The sequence below is a fragment of the Nocardia sp. NPDC050408 genome (genome assembly GCF_044458905.1).
GTDB lineage: Bacteria > Actinomycetota > Actinomycetes > Mycobacteriales > Mycobacteriaceae > Nocardia.
Genome location: NZ_JBITIL010000021.1, coordinates 63147 through 78181, shown reverse-complemented (window position 1 = coordinate 78181; position 15035 = coordinate 63147). Strand labels below are relative to the sequence as shown.

The window sequence follows — 15035 nt, the reverse complement described above, 5'->3', positions numbered from 1 at the left end:
TGGCAGTGCACCTCTATTCGCAGTTGTACACCTTGTCCACGGGGTGATGCGGTCTGTGCGCATGTGTTGATCGCGGCTCGGCTTGCGGCGGCGTTAACGGACTGCCAGAGTGCGGGAGATCAAGAGAGTGGACCGGCGTAGTGGTCGGGGAACGGGGGCGGAATTGTTCGGGATGTTGCGGCCGTGTTCGCAGGGGGCCGAGAAGTACGGCATCGATGCGAGCACGTGGCGCACACATATGTGTGGGCTGTGTCTGGGGCTGCGGGATGGGCACGGGCAGTTGGCGCGGGCGGCGACCAATACCGATGCGATCGTCCTGAGCGTGCTGACCGAGGCGCAGATGTCCGGCTCGATAGGGCGAACGACGGCGGGGCCGTGCGCACTTCGGGGGATGCGTCGCGCGGAGGTGGCGAGTGCGGATTCGCCGGGCGTACTGCTGGCCGCCACGGCGTCACTGTTATTGGGATCGGCCAAGATTCGCGATCACCTCGACGATGGTGACAGTTCGCTACTCACCCGGCGGCCGATGACGAAGGTATCGAGCCGCTGGGCTGACCACGCGCGCTCGCAGGCATCCCTGATCGGCCTCGATGTGGAACCGCTTGTCGCCGCGATAAATTCGCAGTCGCGGCTGGAAGCTCTCGCCTCGGTCGATGCCAACCGCTCCGCAGCGGACGCATTGCTCGATGAAGCGTCGGCCTCTCGCACAATCTCTCTCGATGATCTGACCGCGCCGACGCAGGTCTGCGGCGCGGAATTTTTCGCCCACACCGCGGTGCTGGCCGACCGCCCGGAAAACGTTGCCGCTTTGCGCGAGGCGGGCAGGCATTTCGGACGCATCGCGCATCTCGCCGATGCGGTCGAGGACTTCGACGACGACCGAACCCGCGGCCGCTTCAACCCGCTCGCGGCCACCGCGACCACCATGCCCGAAGCCTACGACCTACTGCGGCAATCGGATTCGAACCTGCGCGAGGCGGTCGCGGAGGCGAAACTGGACCAGGTCCCCACCATCCGCTGGATGCTGCTCGACCCGCTGCACGCCCTAGTGCGCAGAGTCGGCCGCGGCCTCGGCACAACCGCTCACGCCTGCAGTACATCTCGGCACACCGCGACAATGCAGTACCCGATGCCGCCGGGAACGGGATTCGATAGGCCGCCGCGTCGCCCCGGCATCGGCGAGGCGCTGGCATTGGTCCTCGGCGTCTACTGCACCGGCTACGCCTGCTGCGCCGACCACACCAACCCGTGCAGCGGCAAGCGCGAGGACGCCTGGATCAAGAACTGCGACTGCGGCGACTGCTGTGACTGCGGCAATTGCTGCGATGGCTGTAATTGCTGCGACTGTGACGGCTGTTGCTGCGACGGTTGCGGCTGCGACTGCTGAGTCCAACCACCCCGCAGCAGATGCTGCGCAGGTTCTGTCACGCCGCGCACCGATTCGGGTGATTCACTGCGCGGGAGGCGAATTGGTACGCGGCAACCGAATCGGCCCTGATGAGTCGGGGAGACAGCGAAGCCGCACCCCTATCCGGGGTGCGGCTTCGGTCGAGATCCGAAATCAGCGCAGGGTGGCCGTCAGATGCGGATACCCCTTCTTCGGGTTCAGCAGCGCCAGATCCCAACCACCGTCGACCTGGTCGGCATACACATTCACCGTGGACGGCAGCAGAATCGGCTTACCGAATTTGACTGCGTAGCTGGCCTTTTCGGGAATCCGCCCCTCGACATTCGAGAGGATATTCGCGGCCGACCACATGCCGTGCGCGATCGCCTTCGGGAAGCCGAATGCCTTGGCGCCCAATGCCGAGGTGTGGATCGGGTTGTGGTCACCGGAGGCAGCCGCATAACGGGTGATCGTCTTCTGGTCCACCCGAACGGTGCGCATCGGCGGCGGCGGAACCTCTTCCGGCTTCGGCTCACCCTTCGGTTCGCCCGAGAGCGAGGTGCGCTGTTGGTGCAGGAAGGTGGTGACCTGGCGCCACACCAATTCCCGGCCGACATTCACCTCGGTGACCGCATCCACCAGCAGCCCCTTCGGGTGCTCACGCAAATTCTCGATATGCGTGGTGAAGTCCAGCGGCTCGCTAACCGAGATCTCGCGACCGCGCTCGATCAGATTCTGCGCGTGCACCGCACCCACCGCGACGAACGGAAAGTCGCGTGCCACAACCAGTTGCATCGCCAGCGGGAAACTGAGGATGAACGGGTAGGTCAGCGGCAGTGAGTCGCCGAACCGCAGTCCGGTCGCCCGGCAGTACGCGGCCAGGTGATCCGGATCCACGCGCAGGCCCGCCAACCGGACCACGCGGTCGGGCAGCGTCGATTTGCGCGCCGAGACCAGCGGCACCGGCACCGCACCGAGCGCGGCCTTGACGAAAAGGCTGCTGTTCTTGGGAGGTTCGGTGAGCGTGATGGTTTCGGTCATCATGCTCCGATCAGGCTCTGACCGCAGACCCGAACCACATTGCCGCTCACCGCATTCGACGCCGGGCTGGCGAAGTAGGCGATGGTCTCGGCGACGTCGATGGTCTGTCCGCCCTGCAGTAGCGAGCTCATCAGTCGACCGGCTTCACGGGTGGGCAGCGGAATGGCGGCGGTCATGGCGGTTTCGATGAATCCGGGCGCGACGGCGTTGATGGTGATGCCCTTTTCGGCCAACTTCGGCGCCTCTGCATTGACCATGCCGATGACACCGGCCTTGGACGCGCCGTAGTTGGTCTGGCCGCGGTTACCCGCGATGCCGGCGATGGAGGACACGTCGATCACGCGACCGCCCTCCTTCAGCGCGCCACGCGCCACCAGACCCGCGGTAATGCGGTGCGGTGCGGCGAGATTCACGTTGATGACCGAATTCCAACGGCCCTCGTCCATATTCGCGAGCAGCTTGTCGCGGGTGATACCGGCGTTGTGCACGACGATATCGATGCCGCCGAAGCGCTCGGTGGCGAATTCGGCCAACTTCTCGGCAGCGTCGGGTGCGGTCACGTCGAGCGCGAGCGCGGTGCCGCCGACCTTGTTGGCGGTGGCCGAAAGGGCCTCACCGGCGGCCGGGATATCGGCGACGATCACGGTCGCGCCGTCGCGGGCGAATACCTCGGCGATGGTCGCGCCGATACCGCGCGCTGCGCCGGTGACCACGGCGACCTTGCCGTCGAGCGGCTTGTCCCAGGCGGCCGGGGCGACCGCGTCGGCCTTGCCGACCCGGATGACCTGACCGTCGACGAAGGCCGACTTGGCCGAAAGTAGAAAGCGCAGTGTGGATTCCAGACCGGACGCGGTGGCGGAGGCCTCCGGGTGCAGGTAGACCAGCTGGGCGGTGGCGCCGCGCAGCAGTTCCTTGGCGACGCTGCGGGTGAAGCCCTCGAGTGCGCGCTGGGCGATCTGCTCGTCCACGCCCGCGGTCAGCTCGGGGGTGGTGCCGATGACGACGATGCGACCGGATGCCGCGACGCTGCGCATGGCCGGCTGGAAGAAATCGAACAGCTGCGAGAGATCCTCGACCGTGCCGATGCCGGTCGCGTCGAATACCAGCGCGCCGTACTTCTGACCCGAGGCGGGCGCGTCGGCGAAAGTGTAGTCCGAAAGCAGGGTACGCACCGGTTCGGCCACGCGGCCCTTGCCGCCGAGCAGCACCGGACCGGGCAGCGGCGGCTCGCCGGCCTGGTAGCGACGCAGGTTCTGCGGCTGCGGCAGGCCCAACTTGCTCGCCAGGAACTGGCCGGGAGCGGAGTGTACGAACGATCCGTAGAGGTTGGGAGCACCCTTGCTCTTGCTGGCTACCACTGTTTCTCCCTTTTCTGTCTCGTGAGTCGTGGTTTTCGGCACGCCGGTGGCTGCGTTGCCGAATGGTCTGCTCGCGTACTACATGCCCCGGCGCGAATTTACGCACACTTGCGGGGTACGGTCTCGACAACAAACTTACTCCAGAGTAAGTTTAAAGTAAACCAACCGCGACGGGGCGCCGATCTGCGCGGACACGTCCGTGTCGAACGGCCCACCGGGCACCCGACGAGACCTTGGAGACTCGAGTGACAACCAAAGCCCGTTCAGCGAAGAGCACGGCAAAGAAGGGCCCACGCCCGGTTGCGATCGTGGGCGGTAACCGGATTCCGTTCGCCCGCTCCGATAAGGCCTATGCCCACGCCTCCAACCAGGACATGTTCACCGCCGCACTGGATGGTCTGGTGAGCCGGTTCGGGCTGCAGGGCGAACGTCTCGGCATGGTCGTCGGTGGCGCGGTGCTCAAGCGCGTCGGCGAGCACGGCATGGTCCGCGAGAGCGTGCTCGGCAGCAAGCTCAGCCCCTACACCCCGGCCCACGACCTGCAATTGGCCTGCGGCACCGGCCTGCAGGCGATCGTCACCGTGGGTGACGCGATCGCCGCCGGTCGCATCGATGCGGGTGTCGGCGGTGGTACCGACACCACCAGCGATGCTCCGATCGGGGTCAGCGAGTCCATGCGCGAGTGGATGCTCGACGCCAACCGCGCCAAGAACAATAAGGACCGTCTCAAGCTGGTCGGTCAGCTGCGTCCGGCCATGCTCGGCATCGAAATCCCGCGCAATGCCGAACCGCGCACCGGTCTGTCCATGGGGGAGCACGCCGCCATTACCGCCAAGGAATTCGGCATCGCGCGCGCGGCCCAGGACGAACTGGCCTACCTGTCGCACAAGAATATGGCTGCCGCCTACGACCGCGGTTTCTTCGACGATCTGATCACTCCGTTCCTCGGCCTGACCCGCGACGACAATTTGCGTCCCGGTTCGACCATCGAGAAGTTGGCCACCCTGAAGCCGGTCTTCGGCACCAAATTGGGCGATGCCACCATGACCGCCGGTAACTCCACCCCGCTCACCGACGGCGCCTCCGCGGTGCTGCTGTCCAGCGAGGAATGGGCCACCGAGCGCAACCTGCCGGTGCTCGCGCATCTGGTCGATTCCGAGGTCGCCGCGGTCGATTACATCCACGGCCCCGACGGCCTGTTGATGGCGCCCACCTACGCGGTGCCGCGTCTGCTGGCCCGAAATGGCCTGACCCTGCAGGACTTCGACTATTACGAGATCCACGAGGCCTTCGCCTCGGTAGTGCTGGCCACCCTGCAGGCGTGGGAGTCGGATCAGTACTGCAAGGAGCGTCTGGGGCTGGACGGCGCGCTCGGTTCGATCGATCGCAGCAAGCTGAACGTCAACGGTTCCTCGCTCGCCGCGGGGCATCCGTTCGCCGCGACCGGCGGCCGCATCGTCGCATCCACCGCGAAGATGTTGGCGGAGAAGGGATCCGGCCGCGCGTTGATCTCCATCTGTGCCGCGGGCGGCCAGGGCGTCGTCGCGATCCTGGAGCGCTAGACAGCCGACAGGAGGTGGCGTCCGACTCGGCCGACGCCGCCTCCTGTTTGTGGCCGCACTTGCGAGTTCTATTCGACACCAACGGATTTCGCGGCGATATTTGCGAACTCCGGTATCCGCTCGGCTGACCGGGTAGGTTCCGTTCGGAACCGTTGTCCGAGACCGCTACGGGTGCAGGAGCGATGGATGCCGACCGCGAGGACCCTGGCCGAAGCGCAGACCTACTTGGGCCTGCTCGCCGCAGCCGATGAGACAGCCGATGCGAGCCCGCCCCAGACTTCGCTCACCGAAGGTGAGCACGCATGGACGGTGCACTCGACGTTCGGTGATATCGAGGTCCCGTACGACTCCGAGGCGGCGTGCCGGCGTCTCGGCGTGTGGTTCGGTCTCGGCGTCTCCCCGCTGGTCGACGCCGGGCAGTGGATCATGATCGCGGGCACCTACGCTCGCCGTGCGCTCGACGCGGACCTGGTCTACCAGGGCAGACCCGAACAGGACCGCAATACCGTCGAGCTGAACTGGCAGTTCGCCGCCGAGGCGATCGGCGAGGCGATCAAATTCCTGCCGGAGGGTGCGGACCGCCTCCCGGCTGCCGCATTCTGGTCCGAACTGGGTGAACAGCTACGGCGCGACGAGCCCGAGCAGATCACGCGTGCCAAGCTCGCCGACGACCTGGAGTACTACACCGGCACACTCGAGGACTTCCGCGCGCTCTACGGCGAGGCCCCCTGAGGACTCACTCGCGGGCGAGTGCCGCACGATCCTCGACGAGTCCGCGAGTGATCTCCGCGAGCCGTTGCGCCGGAACCTCCACGGCGCCTTCGGCATTGATGACGACCACGGTCGGATAGATGCCGCGGGTGAGATCCGGGCCACCGGTGGCGGTGTCGTCCTCGGCGGCATCGAAGAGCGATTCGACGGTGATGCGTAGCGCCTGGCCCTCATCGATGCCGCGGCTGTAGGTTTTCTTCAGCGAGGACTTCGCGAACAGCGAACCGGAACCGACCGCGGTGTAGCCGAAGCGCTCCTCACTGCGACCGCCGACGACATCGTAGGAGAAGATCCGCCCGACCTTCTCCGGATCGGTGGCGCTCAGGTCGTAGCCGACAAGTACCGGGACCACCGCCATATCCTGTAGCGCGGCAGGCAGATTGTCGCGCACCATCTTCGATAGCTTGTTGGCCTTGCCCTCGAAGGTCAGCCCGACGCCTTCGATCTTCTCGTAGTGTTCGAGCTCGACCGCGAACAACCGGATCATCTCGATCGCCATGCCGACGGTGCCCGCGAAACCCGCCGCCGAATAGGTATCGGTAATGAACACCTTCTCCATATCCCGGCTGGCCAGCAGATTTCCCATGGTGCCGCGCCGGTCACCGGCGAGCAGCACCCCGCCGCGGTAGGCGACGGCCACGATCGTGGTGCCGTGCGGCGCGATGTCCTGCCCGCGCACTGTGGCATCGCCGAAATCGCTGCCGGGCAGGAGTTCTGGGGCATATCGGCGCAGGTTCTCGGAGAAGGAAGACGTCGCGTACTCCATATCTCCCACCGTAACGACTCCCGCACCCGGCGTCAGCGCACCAGCCTTCCGCGGGCGGCGGCGAATCGGACCGGGCCGGGCGCGAGCTGCCCGAACATGTACTGCGCGCGAGCCTGCGAAGTCACCGGGACGATCTCCTTGTTCTTACGAATGGAACGCACGATCTGCTCGGCCCCTTGTCCTGGCCATAACCCCGCAGGCGGTACAGCGCTTGTCGTAGAGCTGCCGCCCGCGTTCCTCCTCGGCGCCGAAACTACGGCGAGTTTCGATAGTCCTACTTCTCGGGCAGCTCGATGTGACCGCCGAAGGCCTTGCGCATGGCCGAGAGCATCTTGTCCGCGTAGAGCGCCTCGCCACGTGAGGAGAACCGAGCGAACAGTGCTGCCGCGAGCACCGGCGCGGGGACGCCGGTATCGATCGCGGCGTCGAGGGTCCAGCGGCCCTCACCGGAATCCGAGACCCGGCCGTCGAAGGATGCCAGGGTCGGATCGGCGTAGAGCTCGCTCGCGGTGAGGTCCAGCAACCATGAGGCGACCACCGAACCGCGCCGCCACACCTCGGTCACCTCGGGTACGTCGATGTCGTATCGGTACCACTCCGGATGTTCGAGCGGCGTCTCCTCGGCGGAGGCCACAGCATCGTGTGTCGCGCCGATATCAGCCTTGTGCAGGATGTTCAGGCCTTCGGCGTAGGCGGCCATCGCGCCGTATTCGATGCCGTTGTGCACCATCTTCACGAAATGACCCGCACCGGCCGGTCCGCAGTGCAGATAGCCCTGTTCGGCGGGCGACGGCTCGCCCGTGCGGCCCGGCGTCCGCTCGGCCGCCTCGACCCCGGGTGCGATGGATTTCAGCAGCGGATCCAGATGCGCCACCGGCTCCGGCTCGCCGCCGATCATCAGGCAGAAGCCGCGGTCCAGTCCGAATACGCCGCCCGAGGTGCCGATGTCCACATAGTGGATACCCTGGGGCTTCAGTGCTGCGGCGCGCGCGATGTCGTCGTGGTAGCGGCTGTTGCCGCCGTCGATGATGATGTCGCCGGGCTCGAGCAGCTCGGCGACCTGGTCGATCACCTGGCCCGTCACCGCTGCCGGGATCATCACCCAGACCACGCGCGGGGTCTCCAGCCTGGACACGAAGTCCTTCAGATCGGTGCAGCCCTGGAAGCCATCGCTGCCCAATTCGGCGACGAGCGTGTCGATGGTCTTGGGTCTGCGTTCGTAGCCGACCACGGTATGCCCGTCCTTGACGATCCGGCGCACGATATTGCCGCCCATCCGACCTAGGCCGATCATTCCCAGCTGCATTCCATCCATCTCCTCGTCGCGTGTGGGGCAGGAGTTCAACTCGATTGTCTCGCGCATGTGTAACGCGCGGTGGGTCGCAGCGATAAACGGGTTGGCTCCGCGTAGTTGCCAGACCCCCGACCCGGCAACTACGCGGGGCCCTTCCATGTGTGGCGCGGACCGTTGCACGAGATTTGCTGGTGAACCGTGCTGTGCTGACGATGTCGGCGCGGGCGATTATCGTGGGCGGGGCTCGCACCGTGCGAGCTCCTGACAATCGAGCGGGGAGGACGGTTCGTGACGAGCGAATCGAGTACCGGGCGGCACGACCGACACGAAGGCGGCCAGGTCGGACTACGACAGCTCCTCGACTCGGCTCGATCCGCCACACCACAGCAGCCCCCGCCGCCGCGCACCGTTGCGCAGCCGTCTCCGGACGCGGATCAGCGGCCGCCGCAACCACCCAGACCGCGGTCGGCGCAGCCGCACCAGGCAGCCGCGCAGCATGAGTCAGCGGTACCGGCGCACTCGCCGCAGACTGCGTCGGGACATCAAGCATCGTCGGGACATCAGGCATCGGAGTGGGCCGGGGACTCCATGCCGACCGAGCCGCTGCGGACAAGCCGACGGCCCAAAGCGACCGAGCCCACCGGTGGCCAGCGGCGTCGTGCACCCGAACAGCCGTCCAGACCGAGCGGGCTGAGATCGCCCATCGCCAAACGCATCGGCATCGGCGTCGGCGCACTGATTGCGGTGTGCGGACTGGCTTACGTTGCGGACCTTGTACTTTCGTCGGGTCACGTACCACGCGGCGTCGTGATGGCCGGTATCGATATCGGCGGCAAGGACACCGCCGACGCGGCTGCCCAGCTGCACACCGCGGTGGATCCGCGCGTCGACCAGGAACTGCCACTGCAGATCGGCGACGTGCAGACCAGGCTCACTCCCAAAACCGCTGGCCTGGCGGTGGATTGGGATACCACCTGGACCCGCGTCGGCGGCCAACCGCTCAATCCGATAACCCGACTGACTTCGCTGTTCGTCACGCATACGGTGCCGGTCGCGAGCACCGTCGACGACAATGCACTCGATGCCCAGCTCACCGCCCTGCGCGTGCACGACCGCGCGACGGTAGAGGGCACCATCGCCTTCGACGGCGCCCGCCCGGTCGCCGTGCCACCGGTCCCCGGCCGCATCCTCGATGTTCCGGTCGCGCGCACCGCGCTCATCGAAAACTGGTATCTCGGTGCGCTGCTCGATCTTCCGGAGACGGCCGCGCCCATTGCCGTGCGCGCGCAGGCGGTCGAGCAGGCCTTGCACACTATTGCCGAGCCGGCGGTGAGTGCGCCGATTGTGTTCGCTGGCAAGAACAATGCGACCGGCAAGCTCGAGCCGGAGCAGATCGCGTCCATACTGTCGTTCGCCCCCGATGGTCAGGGTGGTCTGGCCGCGACCTTCAAACAAGATGTCGCTCTCGGGGTGCTGGGTCCGCAACTCGCGCCGTCCGAGGTCGAGGCCAAGGATGCGACCTTCGCCGTGACCGGGTCGACCGCGTCGGTGGTTCCGGCCGTGATCGGCGACAAGATCAATTGGGCCAAGACGTTCGAGCAGTTGCCGAATCTCATCGTCGCACCGCAGGAGCGCACCGCCCAGGCCGTCTACGAGAAGGTGGATCCCAAGCTCACCACCGAGGCCGCCAATGCACTCGGCGTCACCGAGGTGATGGGCCAATTCACCACAAGCGGCTTCAGCGGACCGTCCGGTGTGAATATCCGCGTGGTCGCCAAGAAGGTGAACGGCGCCATCGTCAAACCGGGAGAAACCTTCTCGCTCAACGACTTCACCGGACCACGTGGCATTGCCGAGGGCTACGTCGAATCCGGCATCATCGACCACGGCCGTCCGAGCACCGCGGTCGGCGGCGGTATCAGCCAGTTCGCGACCACCCTCTACAACGCCGCCTATTTCGCGGGTATGGAGGATGCCGGTCACACCGAGCACAGCTACTACATTTCCCGCTATCCGGCGGCACGCGAGGCCACCGTCTTCGACGGCGCCATCGACCTCAAATTCCGCAATAACAGCCAATCCGGTGTCTACATCGAAACATCGACCACCGACTCGGAGGTCACGGTCCGCCTCTGGGGCACCAAGACCGTCAATGTCGAATCCATCACCGGCGAGAAGACCAAGCCGACCGAGCCGACCGAGGTCAAACTCCCCAAGGGCAAGGACTGCATCGCCACTGAAGGCGCACCGGGGTTCACAATCTCCGATACGCGAGTCATCACCGATCGCAAAACCGGTCGGCAGATCTCACGCACCACGCGGACGGTGAAGTACGACCCGGTACCGGTCGTGAAGTGCGAGTAGGCAACTCCTACAGCGGGGTTCGCATCAGCAGCACGTTGTACTGGTTCCATACCGACAGCAAGAAGTACAGGTCACCGCCGGTCTGATACGGGAAGATCATCGGCGCGTAGGCGCTCGGCAGCGCGGTGCCGTCGACGAGCACCTCCGACTCGCTCCACGGTCCCTCCGGCGCCGATGCGGTGCGCAGCACCACCGAGTTCTTGGAATCCGTGGTGAGCATGATGAATTTGCCGAGATGCTCGTTCCACATGACCGACAGCTCGCTGACATCGCCGACGATCGGTGTGGCGTCCTTGGCCTCGGGCTTCCACTCCTTGCCGTCCCAGTACTCGTAGCGATCGAGATCTGCGATATCGGATTCCTGTGCCCGCGAGACGAATCCGGGATTCAGCCGACCGGCCGGGGTGCCGTAGCGATAGACGTAACCGGCATCTTTCAGGAAGGCGTTCTGCTGAAAGTTCTGATGCCCGTCCACATTCGCACGCCGGGTCGTGGTCAGCGGGGCCCAGGTCTGCCCGCCGTCACCGGAAGCGGCGAGGGTGGAGAAGTTGGTCGTCCACTTGCCGTGCTCACCCCATTCGCGCACCGACATCAGGCTCATGTACTGCACGCCGCCGACCGAAATGCCCGCTGTCGGAATGAGACTGATCTCGATACCCGGAATCTTCGGGCTGGGCAGCGGATTGGTCACGGCGCCCTCGAAGGAGATCCCGTGCGACGGATCCTTGGTCGAGCTGTGGAAAAGCATCTGGCTGCTCCAGGCGAAAACGCTGCCGACCAGCAGGTTGGGGAAGCCGAGGCCCGCGCTGTCACCGAAGGCGGTAATCATCCCGCCGTTGCCGTCGTCCCACATGACGCCGAGGTCGGTGCCGAGCACATTGACGTTCTGGGTGCGATTGGGGCTGTCCATACCGGTCATCTGGAAGACCGCTTGGGTCAATCCGGGTAAGTGCGGCAGGCCGCGTGGCTGTCCGTTGATGCCGGGAATAGGGTTGATGCCGGGGATCGGAAGCACGAAATTCGAATCCGCCGCGGCCGGTCCGGCCAGCGCGACCGAGAGTGCGGCGGCGAGTGCACCGGCTCTGGTGAGTGCGGACAGCGATCGGTTCATCCGGACGATCCCTTCTTGCGCGCGGTCTGCCCGGTCATTGTGCCCCGTTTCGTGACCTATGTCCGGTTGCTGCATGCTGGAGAGCGACATGTGACGACCGCTACACTGAAGATCACCAGGAGACGGGGGCTTCGGCAGGCGCTGGCCTGTCACCGCTTGCTTAATGGTTGCTCGAAATGGCACAGCTGTTCGGTACATCCAGCAGGATTTCGTGAACGCTAGGCGGTGGCTCCATGGGTGACAGTCGCGCGATACTCAGTAGTTGGTGGCGCGATCCGGCGCACTATCGCTGGTTCGTGCGTACTCTCGAATCCCATTCCGGGCTGCGCCTGATCAAGGCGATCATCGGTGCGGGCGGTGCGTTGATGCTCGCGATCAATATCTTGATCTGGATGTCGCCCGCGGGTCCGAACGGCACGGTGGCCCGCACGATCTTCGCGACGGCAGGTGCGACGGCCGCGGTGTGGGCGGTCCGCTGGTGGCTGTTCCCGTGGCCCCGCGCCATCACCTCGCTGGCCATGTTGACGTGGGCGGATCTGGCGATCACGGCGTCGTGCCTGGTGGACAGCGATCGGGTGTACGGCGCATTGAGCGCGATGCTACTTGTGGTCACCGGCGCCTACATCACGTTCTTCCACAGTCCGAAGGCGCTCGCCGCGCACGCCGGATGGTCACTGCTCACGGTGAGTGCGCTGGCGGTATTGCTGGTGACCGACGCGCAGACCAATGATCTCGCGCTCGCCGGTGCGATGGTCTTGATCATGGTCGCGGCCATCGTCCTGGTGCTGCCCGCGTTGCAGTTCTGCTATTGGGTGCTGCGCATCGATGTGCTCTCGGATCCGCTGACCATGCTGCTGAATCGTCGCGGACTCGACTATTACGTGCACCGTTCGCGATACCAGCGCCAACTGTGCGTGATAACTCTCGACCTCGACCACTTCAAAGCGGTCAACGACACCTTCGGCCACACCATCGGTGACGAGGTGCTGGTCTCGACGGCCGCGCGGTTGCGCGCCGCGGCCGATCCCGATGCCGTGGTCGCCCGCACCGGTGGGGAGGAGTTCGCGGTGGTCGATCAGTTGGATCGCGCGGCTGCGCTGAGTCTGGGCGAGCGATTGCGCCTTGCCGTGGCGGAGACGCCCGGCATATCCGTCACCGTCACGGCAAGTGTTGGTGTCGCGGTGCACGACGGCGGCACGGACGGGGGACGATCACGATTGCTGCTGCGGTGTGCTGATAACGCGATGTATCAGGCGAAACGGCTGGGCGGCAATACCGTTGTGCTGGCGGAAGGCCCGGAACAACCGACGATCGATCTCGCCGAGCCCGCCCGAGAGATGGTGCACCGCACAAAATAACGACAGCGGCCCCGGAAAATGAAACAAAATCCGGGGCCGCCGTGTGCGAAGCCTATTGGATCAGAACGCCGCTTCGTCCAGCTCCATGATGTCGTTGTCCAGGTTGGACAGGATGGCGCGGGTCGCGGTCAGCTCCGGCAGCACATTGCGTGCGAAGAACTGCGCGACGCCGACCTTGCCCTTGTAGAACGCCTCATCGGCACCGGTCGCGCCGTTGTCGAGAGCCTTGATGGCGACGTCGGCCTGACGCAGCAGCTGCCAACCGATGAGCAGGTCACCCACGGCGAGCAGGAAGCGCACCGAACCCAGACCGACCTTGTACAGCTCGGTCGGCTGCTCCTGGGCGCCCATCAGATGCCCGGTGAGGGTGGCGGCCATGGCCTGCACATCCTCGAGCGCGGTGGCGAGCAGCTTGCGCTCGGCCTTCAGCCGGCCGTTGCCCGCCTCGGACTCGATGAACTTCTGCACCTGGCCGGCCACGTGGGCCAGCGCGACGCCGCGGTCACGGGCGATCTTGCGGAAGAAGAAGTCCTGCGCCTGGATCGCGGTGGTGCCCTCGTAGAGCGAGTCGATCTTCGCGTCGCGGATGTACTGCTCGATCGGGTAGTCCTGCAGGAAGCCGGAGCCGCCGAAGGTCTGCAGCGACTCGGTCAGGTACTGGTAGGCCCGCTCGGAGCCGACACCCTTGACGATCGGCAGCAGCAGATCGTTGACCCGGAAGGCCACATCCTTATCGGCGCCGGAGACCAGCTCGGCGATATCCGCATCCTGGTGTGCGGCGGTGTAGAGGTAGATGGCGCGCAGCCCCTCGGCGTAGGCCTTCTGCATGGCAAGGCTGCGGCGCACGTCCGGGTGGTGGGTGATGGGGACGCGCGGGGCGGCCTTATCGGTCATCTGGGTCAGGTCCGCACCCTGGACGCGCTGCTTGGCGTAGTCCAGTGCGTTCAGGTAACCGGTCGACAGGGTCGCGATGGCCTTGGTGCCGACCATCATGCGCGCGTTCTCGATGACGTCGAACATCTGTGCGATACCGTTGTGTACCTCGCCGACCAGCCAGCCCTTGGCGGGCACGCCGTGGCCGCCGAAGGTGACCTCACAGGTGGCCGAGACCTTGATGCCCATCTTGTGCTCGACATTGGTGACGAAGACACCGTTGCGGTCGCCAAGGGTCTGGGTCTCGAAGTCGAAGTGCCACTTCGGCACGTAGAACAGCGACAGGCCCTTGGTGCCCGGACCGGCGCCTTCGGGGCGGGCCAGCACCAGGTGCATGATGTTTTCGAACAGGTCGTCGGAATCACCCGAGGTGATGAAGCGCTTGACGCCCTCGATGTGCCAGGAGCCGTCCTCCTGCTCGATCGCCTTGGTGCGGCCGGCGCCGACATCCGAACCGGCATCCGGCTCGGTCAGCACCATGGTGGCGCCCCAGTTGCGGTCGGCGATGATCTGCGCCCACTTCTTCTGCTCATCGGTGCCGTTGTTGTAGAACACCTGCGCGAAACCCGCGCCGGCGGCGTACATCTGAGCCGGCGGGTTGGCGCCGAGGATCATTTCGCCGAGCGCCCAGGAGACGGCGCTCGGGGCACCCAGGCCACCCAGCTCCTCTCGGACGGCGACCTTGGCCCAGCCCGCGTCTTCCAGCGCGCGGTAGGACTTCTTGAACGATTCGGGGAGAGTGACGGTGTGGGTCTCGGGATCGAAGGTCGGCGGGTTGCGGTCACCGTCGACGAACGAATCGGCCAGCGGACCCTCGGCCAGGCGACGGACCTCGTTGAGCATCTCCTTGACGGTCTCGGTGTCGAGATCGCCGTAGGCGTCGCTGTCGAGGATGGTGCCGAGGCCGAGTACCTCGAAGAGGTTGAACTCCAGGTCGCGGACGTTGCTCTTGTAGTGGCCCATTTCTGTTACTCACTCTCCGTTGAGTTGGTGCGGTCGGTTGGTTGCCGTTCCCGCCCGTTGTCCGTCCACCGGGTAGCCGTGCCGGCCTCCGTAGCGAACTGCTTGCAGGTCGCTCGAAAGGATCAGC

General features: G+C 65.6%; 12 protein-coding genes. 5 read left to right on the top strand and 7 right to left on the bottom strand.

The annotated features are described in order from the left end of the window. Nucleotides 1-109: 109 nt before the first annotated feature. Nucleotides 110-1387, top strand: a complete 1278-nt coding sequence (locus tag ACIBJI_RS36510; protein ID WP_397087824.1) for a DUF5685 family protein — start codon at nt 110-112, stop codon at nt 1385-1387. A 174-nt stretch (nt 1388-1561) separates the two neighbouring features. Here the strand turns inward: ACIBJI_RS36510 and ACIBJI_RS36505 are convergent, their stop codons facing one another. Together ACIBJI_RS36505 and ACIBJI_RS36500 are read right to left on the bottom strand one after the other, a co-directional pair. After that, entirely contained in the window at nt 1562-2428 is an 867-nt protein-coding gene (locus tag ACIBJI_RS36505; protein WP_364356043.1) for a MaoC/PaaZ C-terminal domain-containing protein, read from the bottom strand. After that, nucleotides 2428-3786: a 3-oxoacyl-ACP reductase gene (locus ACIBJI_RS36500; RefSeq protein ID WP_397087822.1), complete on the bottom strand. Its 1359-nt coding sequence runs from the start codon at nt 3784-3786 to the stop codon at nt 2428-2430. Before ACIBJI_RS36500 ends, ACIBJI_RS36505 begins: the two co-directional genes overlap by 1 nt. A 245-nt stretch (nt 3787-4031) precedes the next feature. On the opposite strand from ACIBJI_RS36500, the gene ACIBJI_RS36495 reads away from it, so the two are divergent. Then, nucleotides 4032-5348: an acetyl-CoA C-acetyltransferase gene (locus tag ACIBJI_RS36495; RefSeq protein ID WP_364356037.1), complete on the top strand. Its 1317-nt coding sequence runs from the start codon at nt 4032-4034 to the stop codon at nt 5346-5348. 186 nt (nt 5349-5534) lie between these two features. Next, nucleotides 5535-6080, top strand: coding sequence for a hypothetical protein (locus ACIBJI_RS36490; RefSeq protein WP_327095059.1), 546 nt, complete (start codon nt 5535-5537; stop codon nt 6078-6080). 4 nt (nt 6081-6084) lie between these two features. Here the strand turns inward: ACIBJI_RS36490 and prcB are convergent, their stop codons facing one another. The 3 genes from prcB to gnd form a co-directional block, all read right to left on the bottom strand. After that, the gene (gene prcB / locus ACIBJI_RS36485) at nt 6085-6885 is read right to left on the bottom strand and encodes a proteasome subunit beta (protein ID WP_364356033.1); all 801 of its coding nucleotides are present in this window, start codon (nt 6883-6885) and stop codon (nt 6085-6087) included. Nucleotides 6886-6917: 32 nt separating this feature from the next. After that, nucleotides 6918-7046, bottom strand: coding sequence for a hypothetical protein (locus ACIBJI_RS36480; RefSeq protein ID WP_396959501.1), 129 nt, complete (start codon nt 7044-7046; stop codon nt 6918-6920). 113 nt (nt 7047-7159) lie between these two features. Continuing rightward, nucleotides 7160-8191 (bottom strand): phosphogluconate dehydrogenase (NAD(+)-dependent, decarboxylating), encoded by a 1032-nt coding sequence (gene gnd / locus ACIBJI_RS36475; RefSeq protein ID WP_396959503.1) that lies wholly within the window; start codon nt 8189-8191, stop codon nt 7160-7162. A 576-nt stretch (nt 8192-8767) separates the two neighbouring features. On the opposite strand from gnd, the gene ACIBJI_RS36470 reads away from it, so the two are divergent. After that, nucleotides 8768-10543 (top strand): VanW family protein, encoded by a 1776-nt coding sequence (locus ACIBJI_RS36470; RefSeq protein WP_364356027.1) that lies wholly within the window; start codon nt 8768-8770, stop codon nt 10541-10543. Nucleotides 10544-10550: 7 nt separating this feature from the next. On the opposite strand, the gene ACIBJI_RS36465 is transcribed toward ACIBJI_RS36470, so the two are convergent. Further along, complete coding sequence (locus ACIBJI_RS36465; protein ID WP_364356024.1) at nt 10551-11654, bottom strand: DUF4185 domain-containing protein; 1104 nt, start codon at nt 11652-11654, stop codon at nt 10551-10553. Nucleotides 11655-11887: 233 nt separating this feature from the next. Here ACIBJI_RS36465 and ACIBJI_RS36460 point away from each other — a divergent pair, with 233 nt between their 5' ends. Then, on the top strand, nt 11888-13012 hold the full coding sequence (locus ACIBJI_RS36460) for a diguanylate cyclase (protein ID WP_364356021.1): 1125 nt from the start codon (nt 11888-11890) through the stop codon (nt 13010-13012). Nucleotides 13013-13072: 60 nt separating this feature from the next. Here ACIBJI_RS36460 and ACIBJI_RS36455 read toward each other — a convergent pair whose 3' ends face one another. After that, the gene (locus ACIBJI_RS36455; protein ID WP_396959506.1) at nt 13073-14908 is read right to left on the bottom strand and encodes an acyl-CoA dehydrogenase; all 1836 of its coding nucleotides are present in this window, start codon (nt 14906-14908) and stop codon (nt 13073-13075) included. Between the last annotated feature and the right edge of the window lie 127 nt (nt 14909-15035).